This is a genomic window from Serratia sp. OLAL2, from assembly GCF_002752475.1.
GTDB classification, from domain to species: domain Bacteria; phylum Pseudomonadota; class Gammaproteobacteria; order Enterobacterales; family Enterobacteriaceae; genus Serratia; species Serratia bockelmannii.
The window spans coordinates 116,273-135,009 of the sequence record NZ_MSTL01000021.1; the positions used below are offsets into that span (position 1 = coordinate 116,273).

The following is an 18,737-nucleotide window of genomic DNA, read 5'->3' on the forward strand; positions in this document are numbered from 1 at the left end:
AGTCACTTCGGCCTAGTTACGAACAGGCTGCGGGAAGTGTCAAATCACTCCCACTCGATCGTCGCCGGCGGCTTGCCGCTGATGTCGTACACCACGCGGGAAATGCCGTCCACTTCGTTGATGATGCGGTTGGAGACGCGGCCGAGGAAGTCATACGGCAGGTGCGCCCAGTGCGCGGTCATGAAGTCGATGGTTTCTACCGCACGCAGGGAGACCACCCAGTCGTATTTGCGGCCGTCGCCCATCACGCCGACCGAACGCACCGGCAGGAACACGGTGAACGCCTGGCTGACTTTGTTGTACAGGTCGGCTTTGTGCAGCTCTTCGATGAAGATGGCATCGGCGCGGCGCAGCAGATCGCAGTACTCTTTCTTCACTTCGCCCAGCACGCGCACGCCCAGACCCGGGCCCGGGAACGGGTGACGGAACAGCATGTCGTACGGCAGGCCCAGCTCCAGGCCGATCTTGCGCACTTCGTCTTTGAACAGCTCTTTCAGCGGCTCGACCAGGCCCAGCTTCATCTCTTTCGGCAGGCCGCCCACGTTGTGGTGCGATTTGATCACGTGCGCTTTGCCGGTGGCGGAAGCGGCGGATTCGATCACGTCCGGGTAGATGGTGCCCTGTGCCAGCCATTTCACCTGCTCTTGCTTGCAGGCTTCTTCGTCGAACACTTCAACGAACACACGGCCGATGATTTTACGCTTGGCTTCCGGCTCGTCCACGCCCGCCAGTGCGGTCAGGAAGCGGTTTTCCGCCTCAACGTGCACGATGTTCAGGCCGAAGTGGTCGCCGAACATTTCCATCACCTGCTTGGCTTCGTTCAGGCGCAGCAGGCCGTTGTCGACGAACACGCAGGTCAGGCGTTTGCCGATGGCCCGGTGCAGCAGCATCGCGGTCACGGAGGAGTCGACGCCGCCGGACAGGCCGAGGATCACGTGGTCTTCACCCACCTGCTCGCGGATGCGCTCGACCGCATCTTCGATGATGGTGGCTGGCGTCCACAGGGCTTCACACTGGCAGATGTCCAGTACGAAGCGCTCCAGCATGCGCTGGCCCTGGCGGGTGTGGGTCACTTCCGGGTGGAACTGCACGCCGTAGAAGCGTTTTTCTTCGTTGGCCATAATAGCGAACGGGCAGGTATCGGTGCTGGCGATGGTCACGAAGTCGGACGGGATCGCGGTCACTTTGTCGCCGTGGCTCATCCACACGTCCAGCAGCGGTTTGCCGGCCGGGCTGATAGCGTCTTCGATGTCGCGCAGCAGCGCGCTCTCTTTGACGATTTCCACCTGCGCGTAGCCGAACTCGCGTTCGTTGGAACCCTGCACATGGCCACCCAGCTGCATCGCCATGGTCTGCATGCCGTAGCACACGCCCAGCACCGGCACGCCGGCGTTGAACACGTAGTCAGGGGCGCGCGGGCTGCCGGCTTCGGTGGTGCTTTCCGGGCCGCCGGACAGGATGATGCCGCTTGGGTTGAATTCGCGGATCTGCTCTTCGCTAACGTCCCAGGCCCACAGTTCGCAGTAAACGCCGATTTCGCGCACGCGGCGGGCGACCAGTTGAGTGTATTGCGAACCGAAGTCCAGTATCAGGATGCGATGCTTATGGATATTTTGTGTCATGTGAGGCGAATTCCAGCAACAAGAGAAAAAGAGCGAAAATGTGTGTTTCGGGATGTGGCTTGGCGCCCCACCCCGGCCTCTCACTCAGGAGAGGTTAAGGCATCAGCCCATGCGATAGTTCGGCGACTCTTTGGTGATGGTCACGTCGTGCACGTGGCTTTCCTGAATGCCGGCGCCGCTGATGCGCACGAACTCCGCCTTGGTGCGCAGATCGTCGATGGTGGCGCAGCCGGTCAGGCCCATGCAGGAGCGCAAGCCGCCCATCTGCTGGTGCACGATGGCTTTCAGCATGCCTTTATAGGCCACGCGGCCTTCGATACCTTCCGGCACCAGTTTGTCGGCGGCGTTATCGGTCTGGAAGTAACGGTCGGAAGAGCCTTTGGACATCGCGCCCAGCGAGCCCATGCCGCGGTAAGATTTGAACGAACGGCCCTGATACAGCTCGATTTCGCCCGGGGATTCTTCGGTGCCCGCCAGCATGGAGCCGACCATCACGCAGGATGCGCCCGCGGCGATCGCTTTGGCGATGTCGCCGGAGAAGCGGATGCCGCCGTCGGCGATAACCGGAATGCCGGTGCCTTCCAGCGCTTCCACCGCGTCGGCGATGGCGGTGATCTGCGGTACGCCCACGCCGGTCACGATGCGGGTGGTGCAGATGGAGCCAGGGCCGATACCCACTTTCACCGCGCTCACGCCGGCTTCAGCCAGCGCTTTGGCGCCCGCTGCGGTCGCGACGTTGCCGCCGACGATCTGCAGATCCGGGTATTTGGCGCGAGTTTCGCGGATGCGCTGCAACACGCCTTCGGAGTGGCCGTGCGAGGAGTCGATCAGCAGGACGTCAACGCCTGCCGCCACCAGCGCGTCAACGCGCTCTTCGTTGCCGGCGCCGGCGCCGACCGCCGCGCCCACGCGCAGACGGCCGTGCTCGTCTTTACAGGCGTTCGGCTTACGTTCCGCTTTCTGGAAGTCTTTAACGGTGATCATGCCCAGCAGGTGGAAGCTGTCGTCCACCACCAGCGCTTTTTCTACGCGCTTTTCGTGCATCTTCTGCAGCACCACGTCGCGCGCTTCACCTTCTTTCACGGTGACCAGGCGATCTTTCGGCGTCATCACCGCAGTCACCGGCTGAGACAAATCGGTCACGAAGCGCACGTCACGGCCGGTGATGATGCCGACCAGCTCGTTGTCTTCGGTAACGACCGGGTAACCGGCGAAGCCGTTGCGCGCGGTCAGCTCTTTCACTTCCTGCAGCGTGGTGGACGGGGTAACGGTCTGCGGGTCGGTAACTACGCCGCTTTCATGCTTCTTCACGCGGCTGACTTCTTCAGCCTGGCGCTCGATGGACATGTTTTTGTGGATGAAGCCCAGGCCGCCTTCCTGCGCCAGCGCGATGGCCAGGCCGGATTCGGTCACGGTATCCATGGCTGCGGACAGCATAGGGATGTTCAGGCGGATGGTTTTGGTCAGTTGAGTGCCGAGCTCTGCGGTGTTAGGCAGAACCGTGGAGTGGGCTGGAACCAGGAGGACGTCGTCAAACGTCAGAGCTTCTTTAGCGATACGTAGCATGGGCAATATCTCACCAGGGTGGGCTGTGAAAAAGATAAAATATTGCCGCGGCATTATACAGAGCGGAATCGGTTGCCTCCAGCACTTTCTTACAAAAAGTCTTGATTACCTTTTTCAGCCATGTAGTATCGACCAATTAAGTGATTGTTTTGAAATTTGATCTGGGTCACATGTCGCTACCTGTTTCGCCTTCCATTTTTACCGTAAGCCGCCTCAATCAGACGGTTCGCCAACTGCTGGAAATGGAAATGGGGCAGATTTGGCTCTCCGCCGAGATCTCCAACCTCTCCCAGCCCGCCTCCGGCCACTGGTATTTCACGCTGAAAGACGACCGCGCCCAGGTGCGCTGCGCGATGTTCCGCAACAGCAACCGCCGCGTCACCTTCCGGCCGCAAAACGGCCAGCAGGTCCTGGTGCGCGCCAGCATCACGCTGTATGAACCGCGCGGCGACTACCAGCTGATCGCCGAGAGCATGCAGCCCGCCGGCGACGGCCTGCTGCAGCAACAGTTCGAGCAGCTGAAACAGCGCCTGAGCGCCGAAGGGCTGTTCGATCAGCAGTTCAAGCAGCCGCTGCCCGCCCCGGCCAAACGCGTCGGGGTGATCACCTCCGCCAGCGGCGCGGCGCTGCACGATATCCTGCAGGTGTTGCAGCGGCGCGATCCATCGCTGCCGATCGTCATCTACCCCACCTCGGTGCAGGGCGCGGAAGCGCCGATGCAAATCGTGCGCGCCATCGAGACCGCCAACCGCCGCGATGAATGCGACGTGCTGATCGTCGGCCGCGGCGGCGGTTCGCTGGAAGATCTGTGGAGCTTCAACGACGAACGCGTGGCGCGGGCGATCTTCGCCAGCCGCATTCCGATCGTCAGCGCCGTCGGCCATGAAACCGACGTCACCATCGCCGACTTCGTCGCCGATCTGCGCGCGCCGACCCCTTCCGCCGCCGCCGAACTGGTCAGCCGCAATCAGCTTGAGCTGTTGCGCCAGCTGCAGTCGCAGCAGCAGCGGCTGGAGATGGCGATGGATTACTATCTGGCGCAGCGCCAGCAGCAGTTCACCCGCATTCACCACCGTTTACAGCAGCAGCATCCGCATCTGCGCCTGGCGCGCCAGCAGACGCTGCTGTTCAAGCTGCAGCGCCGGATGGAAGACGGCATGCAGCAACAGCTGCGCCTGGCCGCCCGCCGCAGCGAACGCGCCCAGCAGCGGCTGGCGCAGGTGCAGCCGCAGGGCCGCATTCACCGCTACCAACAGCGCGTACAGCAGCAGGAATACCGTCTGCAGCAGGCGATGGAGCGGCAGCTCAACGCCTACCGCCAGCGCTTCGGCGTGGCCTGCAGCCAACTGGAAACCGTCAGCCCGTTGGCGACGCTGGCGCGCGGCTACAGCGTGACGCAAACTCCGCGCGGCGAGCTGCTGAAAACCACCAAGCAGGCGCAGGTCGGCGAACTGCTGAAAACCCGCCTGCAGGATGGCTGGGTGGAAAGCGAGGTGAAAACCATCACCGTCGCCAAAAAGCCGCGCAAGAAGCGCGCGGCCGAGTAACCCTCCTACTCCAGCGTAAAACGCTCGCCCGGTTCGCCGTTCACCCACAGCGCGCGCGTTTCACCTTCCGGCAGGCTGAGCGTCAGCGTGCGCCAAGCCGGGCGGAAATGCCCTTCCGTCGTGATATCCAGCATAATGCGCTGATTGTCGCAGCGCATTTCCCAGCGCAGCCACAGCGCATCGCCCTGCCGCCAGCCGTCGCTTTCACCGTCGTCCTCAAACAGCAGCCCACGGCTTGCACCGCAGCCCTTGAGCGGAAACAGCCGCAGCTCGCGCCGATCGTCGGCGGCCACGTCCACATGCGCCAGCCGCTGCGACAGCGGCAGCGCCGCCCCGGCACGCACCAGCAACGGCAGGCGCTCCAGCGGCGCCGCCAGCGTTACCGTCTGGCCGCCGCCGAACCACTGGCCGCTGTAGAAGCAGTACCAGCCTTCGCCGTTGTCCGGCAAATACACCGAACGCCGGCGCTGCGCCGGTTCCACCACGCTGGCCACCAGCAGATCGCGGCCAATCAGAAAATCGTCGTTCTCGCCGAAGGTGCGCGCATCCTGTTCGTGATCGAGGAAGGTCGGGCGCAGCATCGGCTCGTCGTCAACGCAGGCCTGCCACAGCAGGGTGTAGAAATACGGCAGCAGCCGGTAACGCAGATTGATCGCCTCGCGCACCGCCGGGGTGGCGGCCGGGTACATCCAGGGCTCGTTGACCGTGGCGTCGTCGTTCCAGGAGTGGATAGTGAAACGCGGATGCATCACGCCGTTTTGCACCCAGCGCACCAGCAGCTCCGCGTCCGGTTTGTCGCCGGAGAAGCCGCCGACGTCGTGGCCGAGGTTATACAGCCCGGACAGGCTCATGCCCAGCCCCATGCGGATGTTATAGCGCAGCGTCTGCCAGCTGGTGCGGTTGTCGCCGCTCCAGGTCTGCACGTAGCGCTGCATGCCGGCGCAGCCGGAGCGCGAGATCAGGTACGGCCGCTTCTGCGGCGCGAAGCGCTGCTGGGCCTCCATCGAGGCGCGCATCATCAGCAGCGGCATCACCGGGCGGATGTGCTTGATGGCGATCGGCCGCCCGAAGCCGTGGCAGCGCGCTTCGCCGTCCCACACTTCGTACTCGTTGTTGTCGTTCCAGGTCGAGTCGATGCCCATCTCCAGCAGCTGCTGTGTGACGCCCTGCTGCCACCAGCGCACCGCCGCCGGGTTAGTGAAGTCGAGGTGCGATCCTTCGTCGTCCCAGAAGCTGGAGCGCTCGGGCGCGTCGCTTTGCGAATCGCGGATAAACAGCCCCTGTGCCGCCACCGCCTGATACTGTGGGTGATCCTGCAGCAGGCACGGCTTGATGTTGGCCGCCAGTCTGAGGCCGGCGTCGTGAAACGCCTGGCTGAGCAGCTTGGGCTGCGGCACCTTGTCGTAGTTCCAGTTGAACACGTAGCGCTTGTTGTTGATCGAGGTGTAGCCCGACGACAGCTGGAAAGAGTCGCAGGGAATGGCGTGTTGACGGCACAGCGCAATGAACTGCTGCAGCTGCTGCTGGGCGTCCGGCGCGTCGGTGTAGTGCATGGTCGAACCGCTGTAGCCCAGGCTCCACTTCGGCCCGAAGTGGGTGCGGCCGGTCAGGCGCACGAAGGCCTTGGTGACGTCCAAAACCTTCGGCCCGAGGAACAGGTAGTAATCCAGATCGCCCGCTTCGGCCTGATAGCGGCGGTAGGCCGCGTGGTAGTTGTCTATCTCGTTGCCCAGATCCAGCCAGCAGCTGCTCAGGTTATCGTAGAACAGGCCGAAGCTCGCCTCCGGCCCGCGGGTGATGGTAAACGGAATGTGCTTGTACAGCGGATCGGTGCTGGCGGCGTTGTAGCCCATGGCGTCCAGATTGCGCATCTCAAAGCGGCGGCCGGTGCGTTCCAGATCGCCGGCCTTCTCCCCCAGGCCGTAATAGCGCTCATCGGCGAAACGCCGCTGGTAATGCGCCACGCCGTCGCCGTGCGCATTGAGCAGGTAGGCGCTGGTTGGCCGATCCGACGCCAGCGGCCGCCACTCGCCGTCGGCATTGCAATACTCCCACGCCAGCCACAGCGGCTGATGCACCGTCACGCGCAGCCGCGGCGTGCTGACCACCAGCCGATCGCCCTCCCGGCGCAGCTGATAGCCCGGCAGGCTGAAACCGGCGACGCTGAGCCGATCGCGCCCCTCCCAGGGCACATCCTCCTGCGGCGCGATGCTCCAGGTGCGATCCAGCGCCAGCCCGCCCTCACGTTTGATCAACACGCGGAACAGACCGTCTTCCAGCACGTACAGGCAGAAACGGTGGCGTTCATCGACCAGCAGCTCGACGTGGTCGGCATGCTGCGCCGCCAACGTCCAATTTTTCAAGGTTTTCATAAATATTCCACTTAGCTGTGTGAAGGGGTTTTCTTACCGCCGCGCTCGGCGATCAGGGCAATCAGGAACAGGGCGCCGATCAAATCGAAGAAGCCCATCGCGATAAACAGCGGGTTAAAGCCGAGGGTGTCGGATACTGCGCCGATCAGGAGCGTGAACAGGAAACTGGCGATCCAGGCGCTGGAGCCGCGCATGCCGTTCACCGTCGCCATTTGATTCTTATCGAACGATTCCACCACCAGGGCGCTGAGCATGCAGGAGATCACCTGGTGGCCGAATCCGCCGATCGAGATCAGCGCGATCGCCACATAGGGATCTTGGGTGATCGCGACAAACGCCAGCGACACCATCAGGAAAGCGCCGGTCACCGAGCTGGCGACCACCGAGTTAACGCGGCTGCAGCCGAACCATTTGCGGTACAGGGTGGTGAGATAGCCGCTGGCGACGCTGCCGATATCCGCCGCCAGGAACGGCAGCCAGGCGAACATCGCGATCTGTTTCAGATCCATGCCGCGTTCGGTGGCCAGGTACAGCGGCACCCAGAAGCTGAAGACCGCCCAGGCCGGCTCGGCGAGAAAGGCCGGGATGGCGATGCCGTAGAATTTCTTGTTCTTGCACAGGCTGGCCAGCGAGGTGAGAAACGGCAGCTTCGGCAACACCGGCTCGTTGTCTTCGCGGATCAGGTCCAGCTCTTGCTGACTGAGGTTCGGGTGCTGCTGCGGCGAGTGGTAGAACAGCCACCACAGCACCACCCAGATCAGCGCCAGCCCGCCGGAGAACAGGAAGGCGCCTTGCCAGCCGAAGGAGACGTGAGCGATGACGATGATCGGCGGGGCCAGCATGGCGCCGATGGAGAAACCGACGCCCGCCCAGCCGGCAGCGATCGGCCGCTCCTTCTTCGGGAACCAATCGGAGATCGCCTTGGCGTTGGCCGGGGTGGCCGCCGCCTCCGCGCCCCCCATGAAGAAGCGCAGAATGGCCAGTTGCAGCCAGCTGCCGGCGCCGGCGTGCAACATGCATACCACCGCCCAAATGCCGGCGCAGATCAGAAAGCCCATCTTCAGGCCGATAACGTCGATCAGCCAGCCGCAGATCGGCTGAAACACCGTGTAGGCCAGCTGGAACGACGCCACCACCCAGGCATATTGCTCGGTGCTCATGTTCAGGCTGGTTTTCAGCTCCGGCGCCAAAATGCCCAGCGAGTTGCGGGTGATGTAGTTGACCGTGACGCCCAGCAAGAACAGCGCCAGCATCCACCAGCGCAGCGATTTGAACTTGCGCCGGCCGCTCTGCGCGACCGCCTGATTGATCTCCACACTCATCGGTTCTCTCCCCGCGGCCGCCGGCTACGGCGACGCGCGTTTTGGTAGGGTACGTTGTGCTATCAAACACGGGACGGTGAAAGCGGGTCGGCGCCGTATCATTGGCCGAAAGACAATCACAACCCCATGATTTATTTTTTGTTTTCTTTTTCGCACACCGTTAAAATTGGACTGACAGGTCGCTAAAATTGGTGTACCAATGCAGACTACTCAGCGAGAGCGCGCAGCGAAACGGGGTTTTTTGCAAAGATTTTCACAGGTGGGTAAAAAAATAGTCATAATGGGCATGAAAGCCGGTCAAGACGCTGAAAATCCGCGGTGAAAATATTCTCATGGACGAATTTGAAGGAGATCACAGAATGAACGGAAAGCTGAAAATTCAGGAGATCGCTCGCCAAACCGGGTTGTCGATCAGCACCGTTTCCCGCGTGCTGGCGGGCAAGGCCAACACCAGCGCCGAGGCGCGCCGCAAGGTGCTGGACTGTGCGCAGCAAAACGGCATTCTGCAGGGTATTTCCAGCGGCCGGCTGATGCTGAACAACGTGATGGTGTTCGCGCCGCAGCGCGCGTTCGACGTACGCACCGACATCTTCTACTACAAGGTCATTCAGGGTATCGCCGCCGCGCTGATGGAGCACGAGGTGCGCATCCGCTACTGCGGGCTGGAAGAGCAACACAGCGACGGCGTGCTGTTTCTGGAAAAGATGAGCGACCCGCACACCGAAGCGGCGCTGATCATCGGCATCGACGACGAGCATATCCACACCCTGGCCGCCGATCTGCACAAGCCCTGCGTGCTGATCAACTGCAGCGATCGGCAGATGCGGCTGGACAGCGTCTCGCCGGATCATCAGCTGATCGGCGACTATTCCGCCAGCTACCTGTTTCAGCAGGGGCACAGCCATATCCTCAACCTGCAGTGTCTGCGCCGCCACACCATGGAACTGCGGCTGGCGGGCATCCGACAGGCCTACGCCCGGCATCATTTGCCGTTCGACGACGGCCGCCATCTGATCACCACCTCGGGCTTCGGCGGCGAAGAGGCCGAGCAGGCGCTGACCACCTATCTCGATGGCCTCCACGGCCACTCTCCGCTGCCGACGGCGATCCTGGCCGGCGGCGACTACATGGCGGTCGGGGCGGTCAAGGCGCTCAACAAGCGGGGGCTGAGCGTGCCGGGCGACGTCTCGGTGATGAGCACCGACGGCTTCAACCTGGCGGAAATCCACGACGTGCCGCTGACCTCAGTGCAGGTGCCGCGCGACGAACTAGGTTACGAGGCGATCCAGCTGCTGCAGCGGCGCATGCTGCGCGCCGACGCGCCGCCGTGCAATCTGTTGCTGCACGGCCGGCTGGCGGTACGCGCCTCGGTGCGGCGCATCAGCCCGCACAAGACCGCGCCGGCGGTGAGCACGCATGACCACAGGCTTTATGACGAGTAGGCTACACTTAGGCTCAGTGCATTCATTCGATGAGGTAAATTTTTTGCCTAAGGAGAGCCACTATGCCAGCCCAGCGCATGCGTTCCGTCATTCCTCCCTACATGCTGCGCCGCATCATTGAACACGGTAACGCCCCGCAGCGCGACTGCGCGCTGCACACCCTGAACCACGTGCAAAGCCTACTCGGCAACAAGCCGCTGCGTTCACCGACCGAGAAAAACGCCCGAGCCGGCGAAGCGCTCCGCGATATCTACGACGCCCAGAACGGCACCCAACTGCCCGGCAAACAAGTGCGCAAGGAGGGCCAGCCCAGCAACCACGACGTGGCGGTGGACGAGGCCTACGACTATCTCGGCGTCACCTACGATTTCTTCTGGCAGGCCTACCGGCGCAATTCGCTGGATAATAAAGGGCTGCCGCTAGTCGGCAGCGTGCACTACGGCAAGGAGTACCAGAACGCTTTCTGGAACGGCCAGCAGATGGTGTTCGGCGACGGCGACGGCGAGATCTTCAACCGTTTCACCATCGCCATCGACGTGGTCGGCCACGAGCTGGCGCACGGCGTGACCGAGAGCGAGGCTGGGCTGATCTACTACCAGCAGTCCGGCGCGCTCAACGAATCGCTGTCTGACGTGTTCGGTTCGTTGGTCAAGCAATTCCACCTGCAGCAAACCGCCGATAAAGCCGACTGGCTGATCGGCGCCGGTCTGCTCGCCAAGGGCATCAAAGGCAAAGGGCTGCGCTCGATGTCGGCACCCGGCACTGCCTACGACGACCCGCTGCTGGGCAAAGACCCGCAGCCCGCCAGCATGAAGGATTACATCCAGACCAAGGAAGACAACGGCGGCGTGCACCTCAACTCCGGCATTCCCAACCGCGCGTTCTACCTGGCGGCAACCGCGCTGGGTGGCTTCGCCTGGGAAAAAGCCGGCTACGTGTGGTATGACACGGTGTGCGACAAAGCGCTGCCGCAAAACGCCGACTTCGCCACCTTCGCCCGCGCCACGGTGAAACACGCGCAGGCGCGTTTCGATCAAAGCGTGGCGGACAAGGTGCAGCAGGCCTGGCATCAGGTGGGGGTGGAGTAATGAAACCGCTGCCGACGCTCAATCAGGATACGGTCATTGAGCTGGCGCGCGAGGGAGGCTTCGCCTACATTCCCAAACTGGCGGGCCAGCGCCGCATTGCGCTGGCCGATATCACGCCGGAGCAACGGCAGCGCCTGAATCAGTTGCTGAATCAGACGCTGCCGTACGCCCAGGAAGAGGGCCAACCCAACTCCCCCGGCTGCGGCGACCAGCGCTACTACCGCGTACAGATCAACTACACCAGCCCCACCCTGAGCACCGAGATCGTGCTGTTAATCCCGGAAAGCAGCGCGCCGCAGGCGCTGGTGGATTTGTGGAAAACCGGCCAGGTGGATGAGTGAGGGCTTACAGCGGCTGATAGCTGAAATTCACCCGTTTTTTGGAGATCAGCCCGTGCCCGTTCTGGCACAGGTAATCCACCGCCCCGCAGGCCTTCAACTCTTGCAGCGGCTGCCCGCACTCCGGGCAGCTCGCCAGCTGCCGATAATCGCGCTGACAGGCGGCACAATGGTAGTGACCCGCTACCCAATTCATGGTCTGACGACAGTGCGGACAATGCGCATCCATAACGGCTCCCAGGTTAAATCGCGCCCCATGAGCGCAAGAAATAGATCCCCAACGCGGTGGTGAAGAACGAACCGACGGTGGTAATGGCGATAATGTTGGCCGCCAGCGTGGCGTTGCCGCCCATGGCGCGCGTCATCACATAGCTGCCCGAAGCGGTCGGCGTGGCGGAAAACAGGAAGATAATGCCCAGCGCCGCACCCTGAAACCCGCACAGCCAGCCGGCCAGCGTCATCAGGCACGGCACCAGAAACAGCTTGGCCGCCGACGACAGCGCCGCCACGTTGGACGAGCGGAACATGGCGCGAAAATCCAGGCTGGCGCCGGTGCACAGCAGTGCCAGCGGCAGCGACAGCGCGGAGATATAGCTGCCGGTCTGGCGGATCACGGTCGGGATGCCCAGCCCGGTTTGCGCATACAGCAGCCCGCACACCAGGCCGATGATCAGCGGGTTGGTAACGATGCTGCGCAGCAGCGACAGGTGGCTGATTTTCTTGCCCTGCCCACCCTGTAGGCTGCGCGTGAGGGTGATAACCGACAGTATGTTGAACAGGATCACCGTCACCGTCAGGTACAGCGAGGCGAGCGCAATGCCTTCGCTGCCATAGGCGGTCATGGCGTAGGCCAGGCCGACGATGGCGGTATTGGCGCGGAAGCCGCCCTGCACGAACACCCCGCGCTCACGCGGTTCTTTCACCAGCCACTTGGCCGCCAGCTCCAAGAGCAGGAAGGTCGCCAGCGTGCCGACCGCGCCGAACAGCACCAGCGGCAGGTTGCCGAGCAGCTGCGGGTGGTTGGTGGCGATGCTGAAAAACAGCAGGCACGGCAGCGCCAAATTGAACACCAGGCGGGTCGCGCCGTCGACGAAACGGTCATCCATCAGGCGCCAATGGCGCAGCAGGATCCCCAGCAGCATCATCAGCAGATTCGGCACGGTGACGTTAAACGCAAAACTCCAGGTTTCCCAGGACATGGTGTTCCTTCAGGCAGGCGAGGTAATCTTCAGATAATAAAACGATTTCGGGCCAATAAAAAAGGGGCGCGGCATCACTGCCGCGCCCCTCATGAGCAATTACTTGCTCTTTTTCAGGTGGCTCATCAGGCGCTTGCGCTTACGCATCTGGGTCGGCGTCAGCAGGTTGCGTTTGCCGGCGAACGGGTTGTCACCCTCTTTGAACTGGATGCGGATCGGCGTCCCCATCACGTTCAGCGAGCGGCGGAAGTAGTTCATCAGATAGCGCTTGTACGAATCGGCCAGATCGCTGACCTGGTTGCCGTGGATCACCACGATCGGCGGGTTGTAACCGCCGGCGTGGGCATATTTCAGCTTCACGCGGCGGCCGCGCACCAACGGCGGCTGGTGATCGTCAACCGCCATCTGCATGATTTTGGTCAGCATCGAGGTGTTTACGCGACGGGTTGCGCACTCGTAGGCTTCCTGTACCGATTCGAACAGGTTGCCGACACCGCTGCCGTGCAGGGCGGAAATAAAGTGCACGCGCGCGAAGTCGACGAAGCCCAGACGCAGATCGAGCATCTCTTTCACGTGCTCGCGATCTTCTTCGCTCATGCCGTCCCACTTGTTGACCGCAATCACCAGTGAGCGCCCACTGTTGAGGATAAAGCCGAGCAGCGAGAGATCCTGATCGGAGATGCCTTCACGCGCGTCGATCACCAGCAGCACCACGTTGGCGTCTTCAATCGCCTGCAGGGTCTTGATCACCGAGAACTTCTCGACGGTTTCAGTCACCTTGCCGCGTTTACGCACCCCGGCGGTGTCGATCAGCACATATTCGCGTTCGTCGCGCACCATCGGAATGTAGATGCTGTCGCGGGTAGTGCCCGGCATGTCATACACCACCACGCGCTCCTCGCCGAGGATACGGTTAGTGAGCGTAGACTTACCGACGTTCGGGCGGCCGACGATCGCCAGTTTGATCGGCAGATCCTGCGGGTTGAACGCTTCTTCCGGCTCTTCGTCTTCTTCGCCTTCCAGCGTTTCACCGTTTTGCTCGGCCCAGTAAGCGGCGTTGGCCTCTTCCTCGGTCAGCTCGACGTCTTCCGGTTTTTCCGGCACGAACGGCACCAGCACGTGTTCAATCAGCTGGGTCACGCCACGGCCGTGAGAAGCGGCGATAGCGAACACTTCACCCAGGCCGAGCGAGTAGAAATCGGCGGTGGCGGTGTCCGGATCCAGACCGTCGGTCTTGTTGGCCACCAGGAAGGTCGCCTTTTGGCGGCTGCGCAGGTGCTGGGCGATGCCCTGATCCGCCGGCATCAGGCCGGCGCGGGCGTCGACCATGAACAGCACGATGTCCGCTTCTTCGATCGCCAGCAGCGACTGACCGGCCATGCGCGTTTCGACGCCGTCTTCGGTGCCGTCGATGCCACCGGTATCGACGATGATGAATTCATTGCCTTCGATTTCAGCACGACCATACTTGCGGTCACGCGTCAGCCCCGGGAAATCCGCCACCAGCGCATCACGCGTATGGGTTAAACGGTTGAACAAGGTGGATTTACCCACATTCGGGCGCCCGACCAGCGCGACGACAGGTATCATTGTTGAAGCCTCATTACTTAATAATCAATGCGTTACTGCACTGTGGATAGACACCAGCGGTGCAGCTTATAAAATACGAAACGGCCCCTGAACATTCAGGAGCCGTTTTCCCCTTCATCTTTCGCGCCACAGCGGCGTTGTCTGCGCACCTTCGCCTCGGTCACTTAGCTCACTAAGCTCCCGAGGACTCATGCGCTTGCCGCCTGGCTGCAACCCGAAATCTTTCGGGCGCAAGAAGGATCACGACGAGCGGCGTTAGCGGGTGAAAGCGTAAACTTTCCCGCCGCGAGCCTGGATGACCAGCTTGTCGCCGGCCACCATCGGCGCAGACAGGAAGCCGGAGCTGTCCACTTCCTGCTGGGCGACAAAACGGCCATCGGTGGTGTTGACCCAGTGCAGATAGCCTTCGGCGTCACCGGTCACCAGATAACCATTATACATCACCGGCGGCGTCAGGTTGCGGTGCAGCAGATCGCTTTGCGTCCACACGGTCACGCCGCCTTCGGTGCTGAGCGCCACCACGCGATCGTTCTGGTCGATCAGGTAGATGCGGCCCGCGTCGACGATGAAATCATTCACCGAACCCAGCTCGCGTTTCCAGATGATCTGACCGGAACGCAGATCCAGCGCCGTCAGGTTGCCGTTGTAACCCAGCGCGTAGACCACGCCGTCAACGATTACCGGCGTGGTGTCCACGTCGTTCAGGCGATCGATTTCGGTCGCGCCGCTCGGCTGAGAAATGCGCTGTTGCCAGATCAGTTGGCCCTGCTGCATCAGCACGGCGCTGACGCGGCCGTTGTCACCGCCGACGATGGCGGCGCCAAAGGCGACGGCCGGCGCGGATTCACCGCGCAGCGACAGCGAAGGCATGTCCAGGTTAACCGTCCACTTCACCGCGCCGTCGGCTTCGTTCAGCGCCTGCAGCATGCCGTTGGAGGTGTGCACCAACACCATGCCGTCGCTGATAACCGGACGTGAAATAGCTTCGCCGGCCACTTTGGTCTGCCAGGCGATGGCGCCGTCGGCGGTGTTCAATGCGTAAACCACCGCTTTTTCGCTGCCGACGTAAACCTTGTCGCCCGCAACCGTCAGGCCGCCCGACAGCAGCGCAGACAGGTTGCTGGAGAAGAAGCCGGTCTTCTCGGAGAGGTTGACCTTCCACTTCTCGTTGCCGCTGTCGGCGTCCATCGCTTTCACGATGCCAAAGCGATCGGCGGCGTAAATGGTGCTGTCCTGATAGGCCGGACGCAGGTGGGAGTAATACTCACCGATGCCGTCGCCCACCGAGGTGCTCCACGCCTTGCTCGGCGTGAACTGATTTTCAACTTTCGGCAACGGCGACATGGTAACCACGTCTTCTTCGCTGTTAAACAGCGAGCAACCACTCAGCAAGGCAGCGGAAACCAGTCCGACCAAGAGTGTTTTACGCAATTGCATGGGAATTCCCCTTAGCTGGACAAGTTATTCAATTTCATGCGCAGCAGAACCTGCAGCGCCTGAGAAGCATTGGACTCAATGCCTTTGCTGTAAGCTTCGCGCGCGCCCTTGGCGTCGCCCTTGGCCAGCAATACATCGCCGCGCACATCCTGCATCATCGCCGCCCAGCCTTCGCCTTTCACGCCATCCAGCGTTTTCAGCGCTTCATCCAGCTTTTTCTCCTGCAGCTGGACACGCGCCAGACGCAGGTCGATCATCGCCAACAGGTTGTCGTCTTTGGTCTGGCCCTGCGCCAGCACCAGCTGCTGTTCCGCCTTGGCGAAATCATTCTGTTCGACAAAGTGCTTGGCCAACTGCAGCGCGGCCAGTACGCCGTAGCTGTTGCCGTTAGCCTGGACAAATTTCTCTGCGGCAGCCACGTCATCCGGCTTGCCGGCCGCCAGACGATCGCTGGCTTCCTGATAGGATTGCGATGCCGCCATCATGTTGGAGTTTTCATGGCTCTGCCAGTAACGCCAGCCAACCAGGGCACCAATTCCGAGCACCACGCCCACCGCCAGCGCTTTGCCGTTCTCGACAAAGAACCGACGCAGTGCGTCGACTTGTTCGTTTTCAGTGGTATAGACTTCCACGGTGTCCTTCTCCTTAACCTAACATCAAAGCCAGACGCGCAGCGACTTCGCTTTGCGCCAGCGTTTCTTGTTCACCACTGCGCAGGTCTTTCACCACCACCTGCTGCGCCGCCACTTCGCTCTCACCCAGGATCAGCGCGATGCGCGCGCCCCATTTGTCCGCACGGGTGATCTGTTTCTTGAAGTTGCCGCCGCCGTAATTGGTCATCAGCTTCAGCTGCGGCGCCGCGTCGCGCACCTGTTCAGCCAGCTGCATCGCCGCGCTCTGGGTGCCCGCGCCGGAAGAGATGACGTATACGTCGATAGCCGACGGCGCCTTGAATTCCGGGTTGACCGCCTGCACCAGCAACACCAGACGCTCGAGGCCCATGGCGAAACCGACCGCCGGGGTGGCGCGGCCGCCCAATTGCTCGACCAGGCCGTCGTAACGGCCGCCCGCGCAGACGGTGCCCTGCGCGCCCAGGCTGGTGGTCACCCACTCAAACACGGTGCGGTTGTAGTAATCCAGACCGCGCACCAGGCGCTCGTTAACGGTATATGGGATACCTGCCTGCGCCAAAAGTTCACACAGACCGGCGAAGTGAGCACGGGATTCTTCATCCAGGTACTCGGACAGGCGCGGCGCGTCGTTCAACAGCGCCTGCACCTCAGGATTCTTGGAGTCCAGCACGCGCAGCGGGTTGCTGTACATGCGGCGTTTGCAGTCTTCGTCCAGCACCTCGACGTGCTGCTCCAGGAACGCCACCAGCGCGTCGCGGTAGTTGGCGCGCGCCTCCAGCGAACCGATGGAGTTCAGCTCCAGCTTGACGTGCTCGGCGATGCCCAGCGCTTTCCACCAGCGGGCGGTCAGCAGGATCAACTCGGCGTCGATATCCGGGCCTTGCAGGCCGAACACTTCTGCGCCCAGCTGATGGAACTGGCGATAGCGGCCCTTCTGCGGGCGCTCGTAGCGGAACATCGGGCCGATGTACCACAGACGCTGTTCCTGATTGTACAGCAGACCATGTTCGATGCCGGCGCGCACGCAGCCGGCCGTCCCTTCCGGACGCAGCGTCAGGCTTTCGCCGTTGCGGTCTTCGAAGGTATACATCTCTTTTTCCACGACGTCGGTCACTTCGCCGATCGCGCGTTTGAATAACGGGGTCTGCTCTACAATCGGCAACCGGATTTCGCTGTAACCGTAGCCGCCCAGCACCTGCTTGAGGGTGCCTTCAATACGCTGCCATAATGCCGTTTCTTCCGGCAGGTAGTCGTTCATGCCGCGAATGGCTTGAATGTTCTTTGCCACGTGAGTTCTCTGTCCGTTGTCTGTAAAAATGAACCCGATTATAGGGACTTTGCCGCCCGGTATTCAACGCGGATGCGGTTTTCTGCCCTTCAGGCTCATAAACAAGCGGGCCAACTGGCCCGCCGTGTAGCGATAACGCTTATTTTTCCAGCAGGTTGACCGTGATGCGGTTGCTTTCGTCCATCATCGCGGCCTTGGCGCGAATTTTCGCTTCCAGCTGGTCGATCATCTGTTCGTTGTCGAAACGCTCTTTCTGGCGCACGCCGTCTTCATAGAAGCCGCTCTTCTTGTGGCCGCCGGTCACGCCCATGGTGGACACCAGCGCTTCGCCCGGGCCATTCACCACGCAACCGATGATCGAGACGTCCATCGGCGTGATGATGTCTTCCAGGCGCTGCTCCAGCGCGTTCACCGTGCCAATCACATCGAACTCCTGACGCGAACAGGTCGGGCAGGCGATGAAGTTGATGCCGCGCGCGCGGATGCGCAGCGACTTCAGAATGTCGAAACCGACCTTCACTTCTTCAACCGGATCCGCCGCCAGCGAGATGCGCAGGGTATCGCCGATGCCTTCAGACAGCAGCATGCCCAGGCCGATGGCCGATTTGACCGACCCGCTGCGCGCGCCGCCGGCTTCGGTGATGCCCAGATGCAGCGGCTGATCGATGCGCGACGCCAGCAAGCGGTAGGATTGCACCGCCAGGAACACGTCCGACGCCTTGACGCTGACCTTGAACTGGTCGAAGTTGAGACGATCGAGGATGTCCACGTGGCGCATGGCGGATTCCAACAGCGCTTCCGGCGTAGGTTCGCCGTACTTTTCCTGCAGGTCTTTCTCCAGCGAGCCGCCGTTGACGCCGATGCGAATCGGGATGTTCTTGTCGCGGGCGCAGTCCACCACCGAGCGAATGCGCGATTCGTTGCCGATGTTGCCCGGGTTGATGCGCAGGCAGTCTACGCCATATTCGGCAACCTGCAGCGCGATGCGATAATCGAAGTGGATATCGGCGACCAGCGGCACGTTGACCTGCTGCTTGATCAGTTTGAACGCCTCGGCGGCGTCCATGGTAGGAACCGAAACGCGGACGATGTCGACGCCCACGCGCTCCAGCGCTTTGATCTGATTAACCGTTGCTTCAACATCGGTGGTACGGGTGTTGGTCATCGACTGCACGGCAATCGGCGCGCCATCACCAATAGGCACCTTGCCGACGTAAATGCGTGTAGATTTTCGACGGTTGATGGGCGCTTGGTTATGCATTACTTACTCTCCATTGCTGCTCTGACATCACGA

Annotated in this window: 15 protein-coding genes; 4 read left to right on the plus strand and 11 right to left on the minus strand. The window is 61.9% G+C overall.

The window, feature by feature from the left end; all coding sequences use genetic code 11:
* Positions 1–44: 44 nt before the first annotated feature.
* Both guaA and guaB read right to left on the minus strand, forming a co-directional pair.
* Entirely contained in the window at positions 45–1,622 is a 1,578-nt protein-coding gene (guaA, locus tag BVU99_RS23805; RefSeq protein WP_025303899.1) for a glutamine-hydrolyzing GMP synthase, read from the minus strand.
* 102 nt (positions 1,623–1,724) lie between these two features.
* Positions 1,725–3,188, minus strand: coding sequence for an IMP dehydrogenase (gene guaB, locus BVU99_RS23810; RefSeq protein WP_038629838.1), 1,464 nt, complete (start codon positions 3,186–3,188; stop codon positions 1,725–1,727).
* Between the two features lie 170 nt (positions 3,189–3,358).
* On the opposite strand from guaB, the gene xseA reads away from it, so the two are divergent.
* Positions 3,359–4,735 carry an exodeoxyribonuclease VII large subunit gene (xseA, locus tag BVU99_RS23820; RefSeq protein WP_055312720.1) on the plus strand — a complete coding sequence of 459 codons (1,377 nt, stop codon included), beginning with the start codon at positions 3,359–3,361 and terminating at the stop codon, positions 4,733–4,735.
* 5 nt (positions 4,736–4,740) lie between these two features.
* On the opposite strand, the gene BVU99_RS23825 is transcribed toward xseA, so the two are convergent.
* Positions 4,741–7,107, minus strand: coding sequence for a glycoside hydrolase family 31 protein (locus BVU99_RS23825; RefSeq protein ID WP_099816857.1), 2,367 nt, complete (start codon positions 7,105–7,107; stop codon positions 4,741–4,743).
* Positions 7,108–7,118: 11 nt separating this feature from the next.
* The gene (locus tag BVU99_RS23830; RefSeq protein WP_099816858.1) at positions 7,119–8,429 is read right to left on the minus strand and encodes an MFS transporter; all 1,311 of its coding nucleotides are present in this window, start codon (positions 8,427–8,429) and stop codon (positions 7,119–7,121) included.
* Between the two features lie 359 nt (positions 8,430–8,788).
* On the opposite strand from BVU99_RS23830, the gene BVU99_RS23835 reads away from it, so the two are divergent.
* The 3 genes from BVU99_RS23835 to BVU99_RS23845 all read left to right on the plus strand — a co-directional run bounded on the left by BVU99_RS23835 (position 8,789) and on the right by BVU99_RS23845 (position 11,300).
* Positions 8,789–9,871: a LacI family DNA-binding transcriptional regulator gene (locus tag BVU99_RS23835; RefSeq protein WP_089181215.1), complete on the plus strand. Its 1,083-nt coding sequence runs from the start codon at positions 8,789–8,791 to the stop codon at positions 9,869–9,871.
* A 62-nt stretch (positions 9,872–9,933) separates the two neighbouring features.
* Positions 9,934–10,959 carry a M4 family metallopeptidase gene (locus tag BVU99_RS23840; protein ID WP_033644087.1) on the plus strand — a complete coding sequence of 342 codons (1,026 nt, stop codon included), beginning with the start codon at positions 9,934–9,936 and terminating at the stop codon, positions 10,957–10,959.
* Positions 10,959–11,300, plus strand: a complete 342-nt coding sequence (locus tag BVU99_RS23845) for a protealysin inhibitor emfourin (RefSeq protein ID WP_016929750.1) — start codon at positions 10,959–10,961, stop codon at positions 11,298–11,300. The genes BVU99_RS23840 and BVU99_RS23845 overlap by 1 nt, the downstream gene beginning before the upstream one ends.
* Before the next feature lie 4 nt (positions 11,301–11,304).
* On the opposite strand, the gene BVU99_RS23850 is transcribed toward BVU99_RS23845, so the two are convergent.
* From BVU99_RS23850 to ispG, 7 genes are all read right to left on the minus strand, one after another.
* Positions 11,305–11,526 carry a zinc ribbon domain-containing protein gene (locus BVU99_RS23850; RefSeq protein ID WP_004941446.1) on the minus strand — a complete coding sequence of 74 codons (222 nt, stop codon included), beginning with the start codon at positions 11,524–11,526 and terminating at the stop codon, positions 11,305–11,307.
* A gap of 13 nt (positions 11,527–11,539) precedes the next feature.
* Positions 11,540–12,496 carry an AEC family transporter gene (locus tag BVU99_RS23855; RefSeq protein ID WP_033648913.1) on the minus strand — a complete coding sequence of 319 codons (957 nt, stop codon included), beginning with the start codon at positions 12,494–12,496 and terminating at the stop codon, positions 11,540–11,542.
* Between the two features lie 99 nt (positions 12,497–12,595).
* A complete protein-coding gene (gene der, locus BVU99_RS23860; protein ID WP_004941442.1) occupies positions 12,596–14,086 on the minus strand; it encodes a ribosome biogenesis GTPase Der in 1,491 nt (496 codons plus the stop codon).
* Positions 14,087–14,341: 255 nt separating this feature from the next.
* The gene (bamB, locus tag BVU99_RS23870; protein WP_025303907.1) at positions 14,342–15,523 is read right to left on the minus strand and encodes an outer membrane protein assembly factor BamB; all 1,182 of its coding nucleotides are present in this window, start codon (positions 15,521–15,523) and stop codon (positions 14,342–14,344) included.
* Positions 15,524–15,534: 11 nt separating this feature from the next.
* Entirely contained in the window at positions 15,535–16,155 is a 621-nt protein-coding gene (locus tag BVU99_RS23875) for a YfgM family protein (protein WP_025303908.1), read from the minus strand.
* A gap of 13 nt (positions 16,156–16,168) precedes the next feature.
* Positions 16,169–17,443 (minus strand): histidine--tRNA ligase, encoded by a 1,275-nt coding sequence (gene hisS, locus BVU99_RS23880; protein WP_025303909.1) that lies wholly within the window; start codon positions 17,441–17,443, stop codon positions 16,169–16,171.
* Positions 17,444–17,582: 139 nt separating this feature from the next.
* A complete protein-coding gene (gene ispG / locus BVU99_RS23885) occupies positions 17,583–18,704 on the minus strand; it encodes a flavodoxin-dependent (E)-4-hydroxy-3-methylbut-2-enyl-diphosphate synthase (protein ID WP_016929756.1) in 1,122 nt (373 codons plus the stop codon).
* Positions 18,705–18,737: the final 33 nt, after the last annotated feature.

Bases quoted from the DNA above. Each gene is read 5' to 3' on its own strand.
- guaA (WP_025303899.1), bottom strand. From the start codon at position 1,622: ATGACACAAAATATCCATAAGCATCGCATCCTGATACTGGACTTCGGT.
- guaB (WP_038629838.1), bottom strand. From the start codon at position 3,188: ATGCTACGTATCGCTAAAGAAGCTCTGACGTTTGACGACGTCCTCCTG.
- xseA (WP_055312720.1), top strand. From the start codon at position 3,359: ATGTCGCTACCTGTTTCGCCTTCCATTTTTACCGTAAGCCGCCTCAAT.
- BVU99_RS23825 (WP_099816857.1), bottom strand. From the start codon at position 7,107: ATGAAAACCTTGAAAAATTGGACGTTGGCGGCGCAGCATGCCGACCAC.
- BVU99_RS23830 (WP_099816858.1), bottom strand. From the start codon at position 8,429: ATGAGTGTGGAGATCAATCAGGCGGTCGCGCAGAGCGGCCGGCGCAAG.
- BVU99_RS23835 (WP_089181215.1), top strand. From the start codon at position 8,789: ATGAACGGAAAGCTGAAAATTCAGGAGATCGCTCGCCAAACCGGGTTG.
- BVU99_RS23840 (WP_033644087.1), top strand. From the start codon at position 9,934: ATGCCAGCCCAGCGCATGCGTTCCGTCATTCCTCCCTACATGCTGCGC.
- BVU99_RS23845 (WP_016929750.1), top strand. From the start codon at position 10,959: ATGAAACCGCTGCCGACGCTCAATCAGGATACGGTCATTGAGCTGGCG.
- BVU99_RS23850 (WP_004941446.1), bottom strand. From the start codon at position 11,526: ATGGATGCGCATTGTCCGCACTGTCGTCAGACCATGAATTGGGTAGCG.
- BVU99_RS23855 (WP_033648913.1), bottom strand. From the start codon at position 12,496: ATGTCCTGGGAAACCTGGAGTTTTGCGTTTAACGTCACCGTGCCGAAT.
- der (WP_004941442.1), bottom strand. From the start codon at position 14,086: ATGATACCTGTCGTCGCGCTGGTCGGGCGCCCGAATGTGGGTAAATCC.
- bamB (WP_025303907.1), bottom strand. From the start codon at position 15,523: ATGCAATTGCGTAAAACACTCTTGGTCGGACTGGTTTCCGCTGCCTTG.
- ispG (WP_016929756.1), bottom strand. From the start codon at position 18,704: ATGCATAACCAAGCGCCCATCAACCGTCGAAAATCTACACGCATTTAC.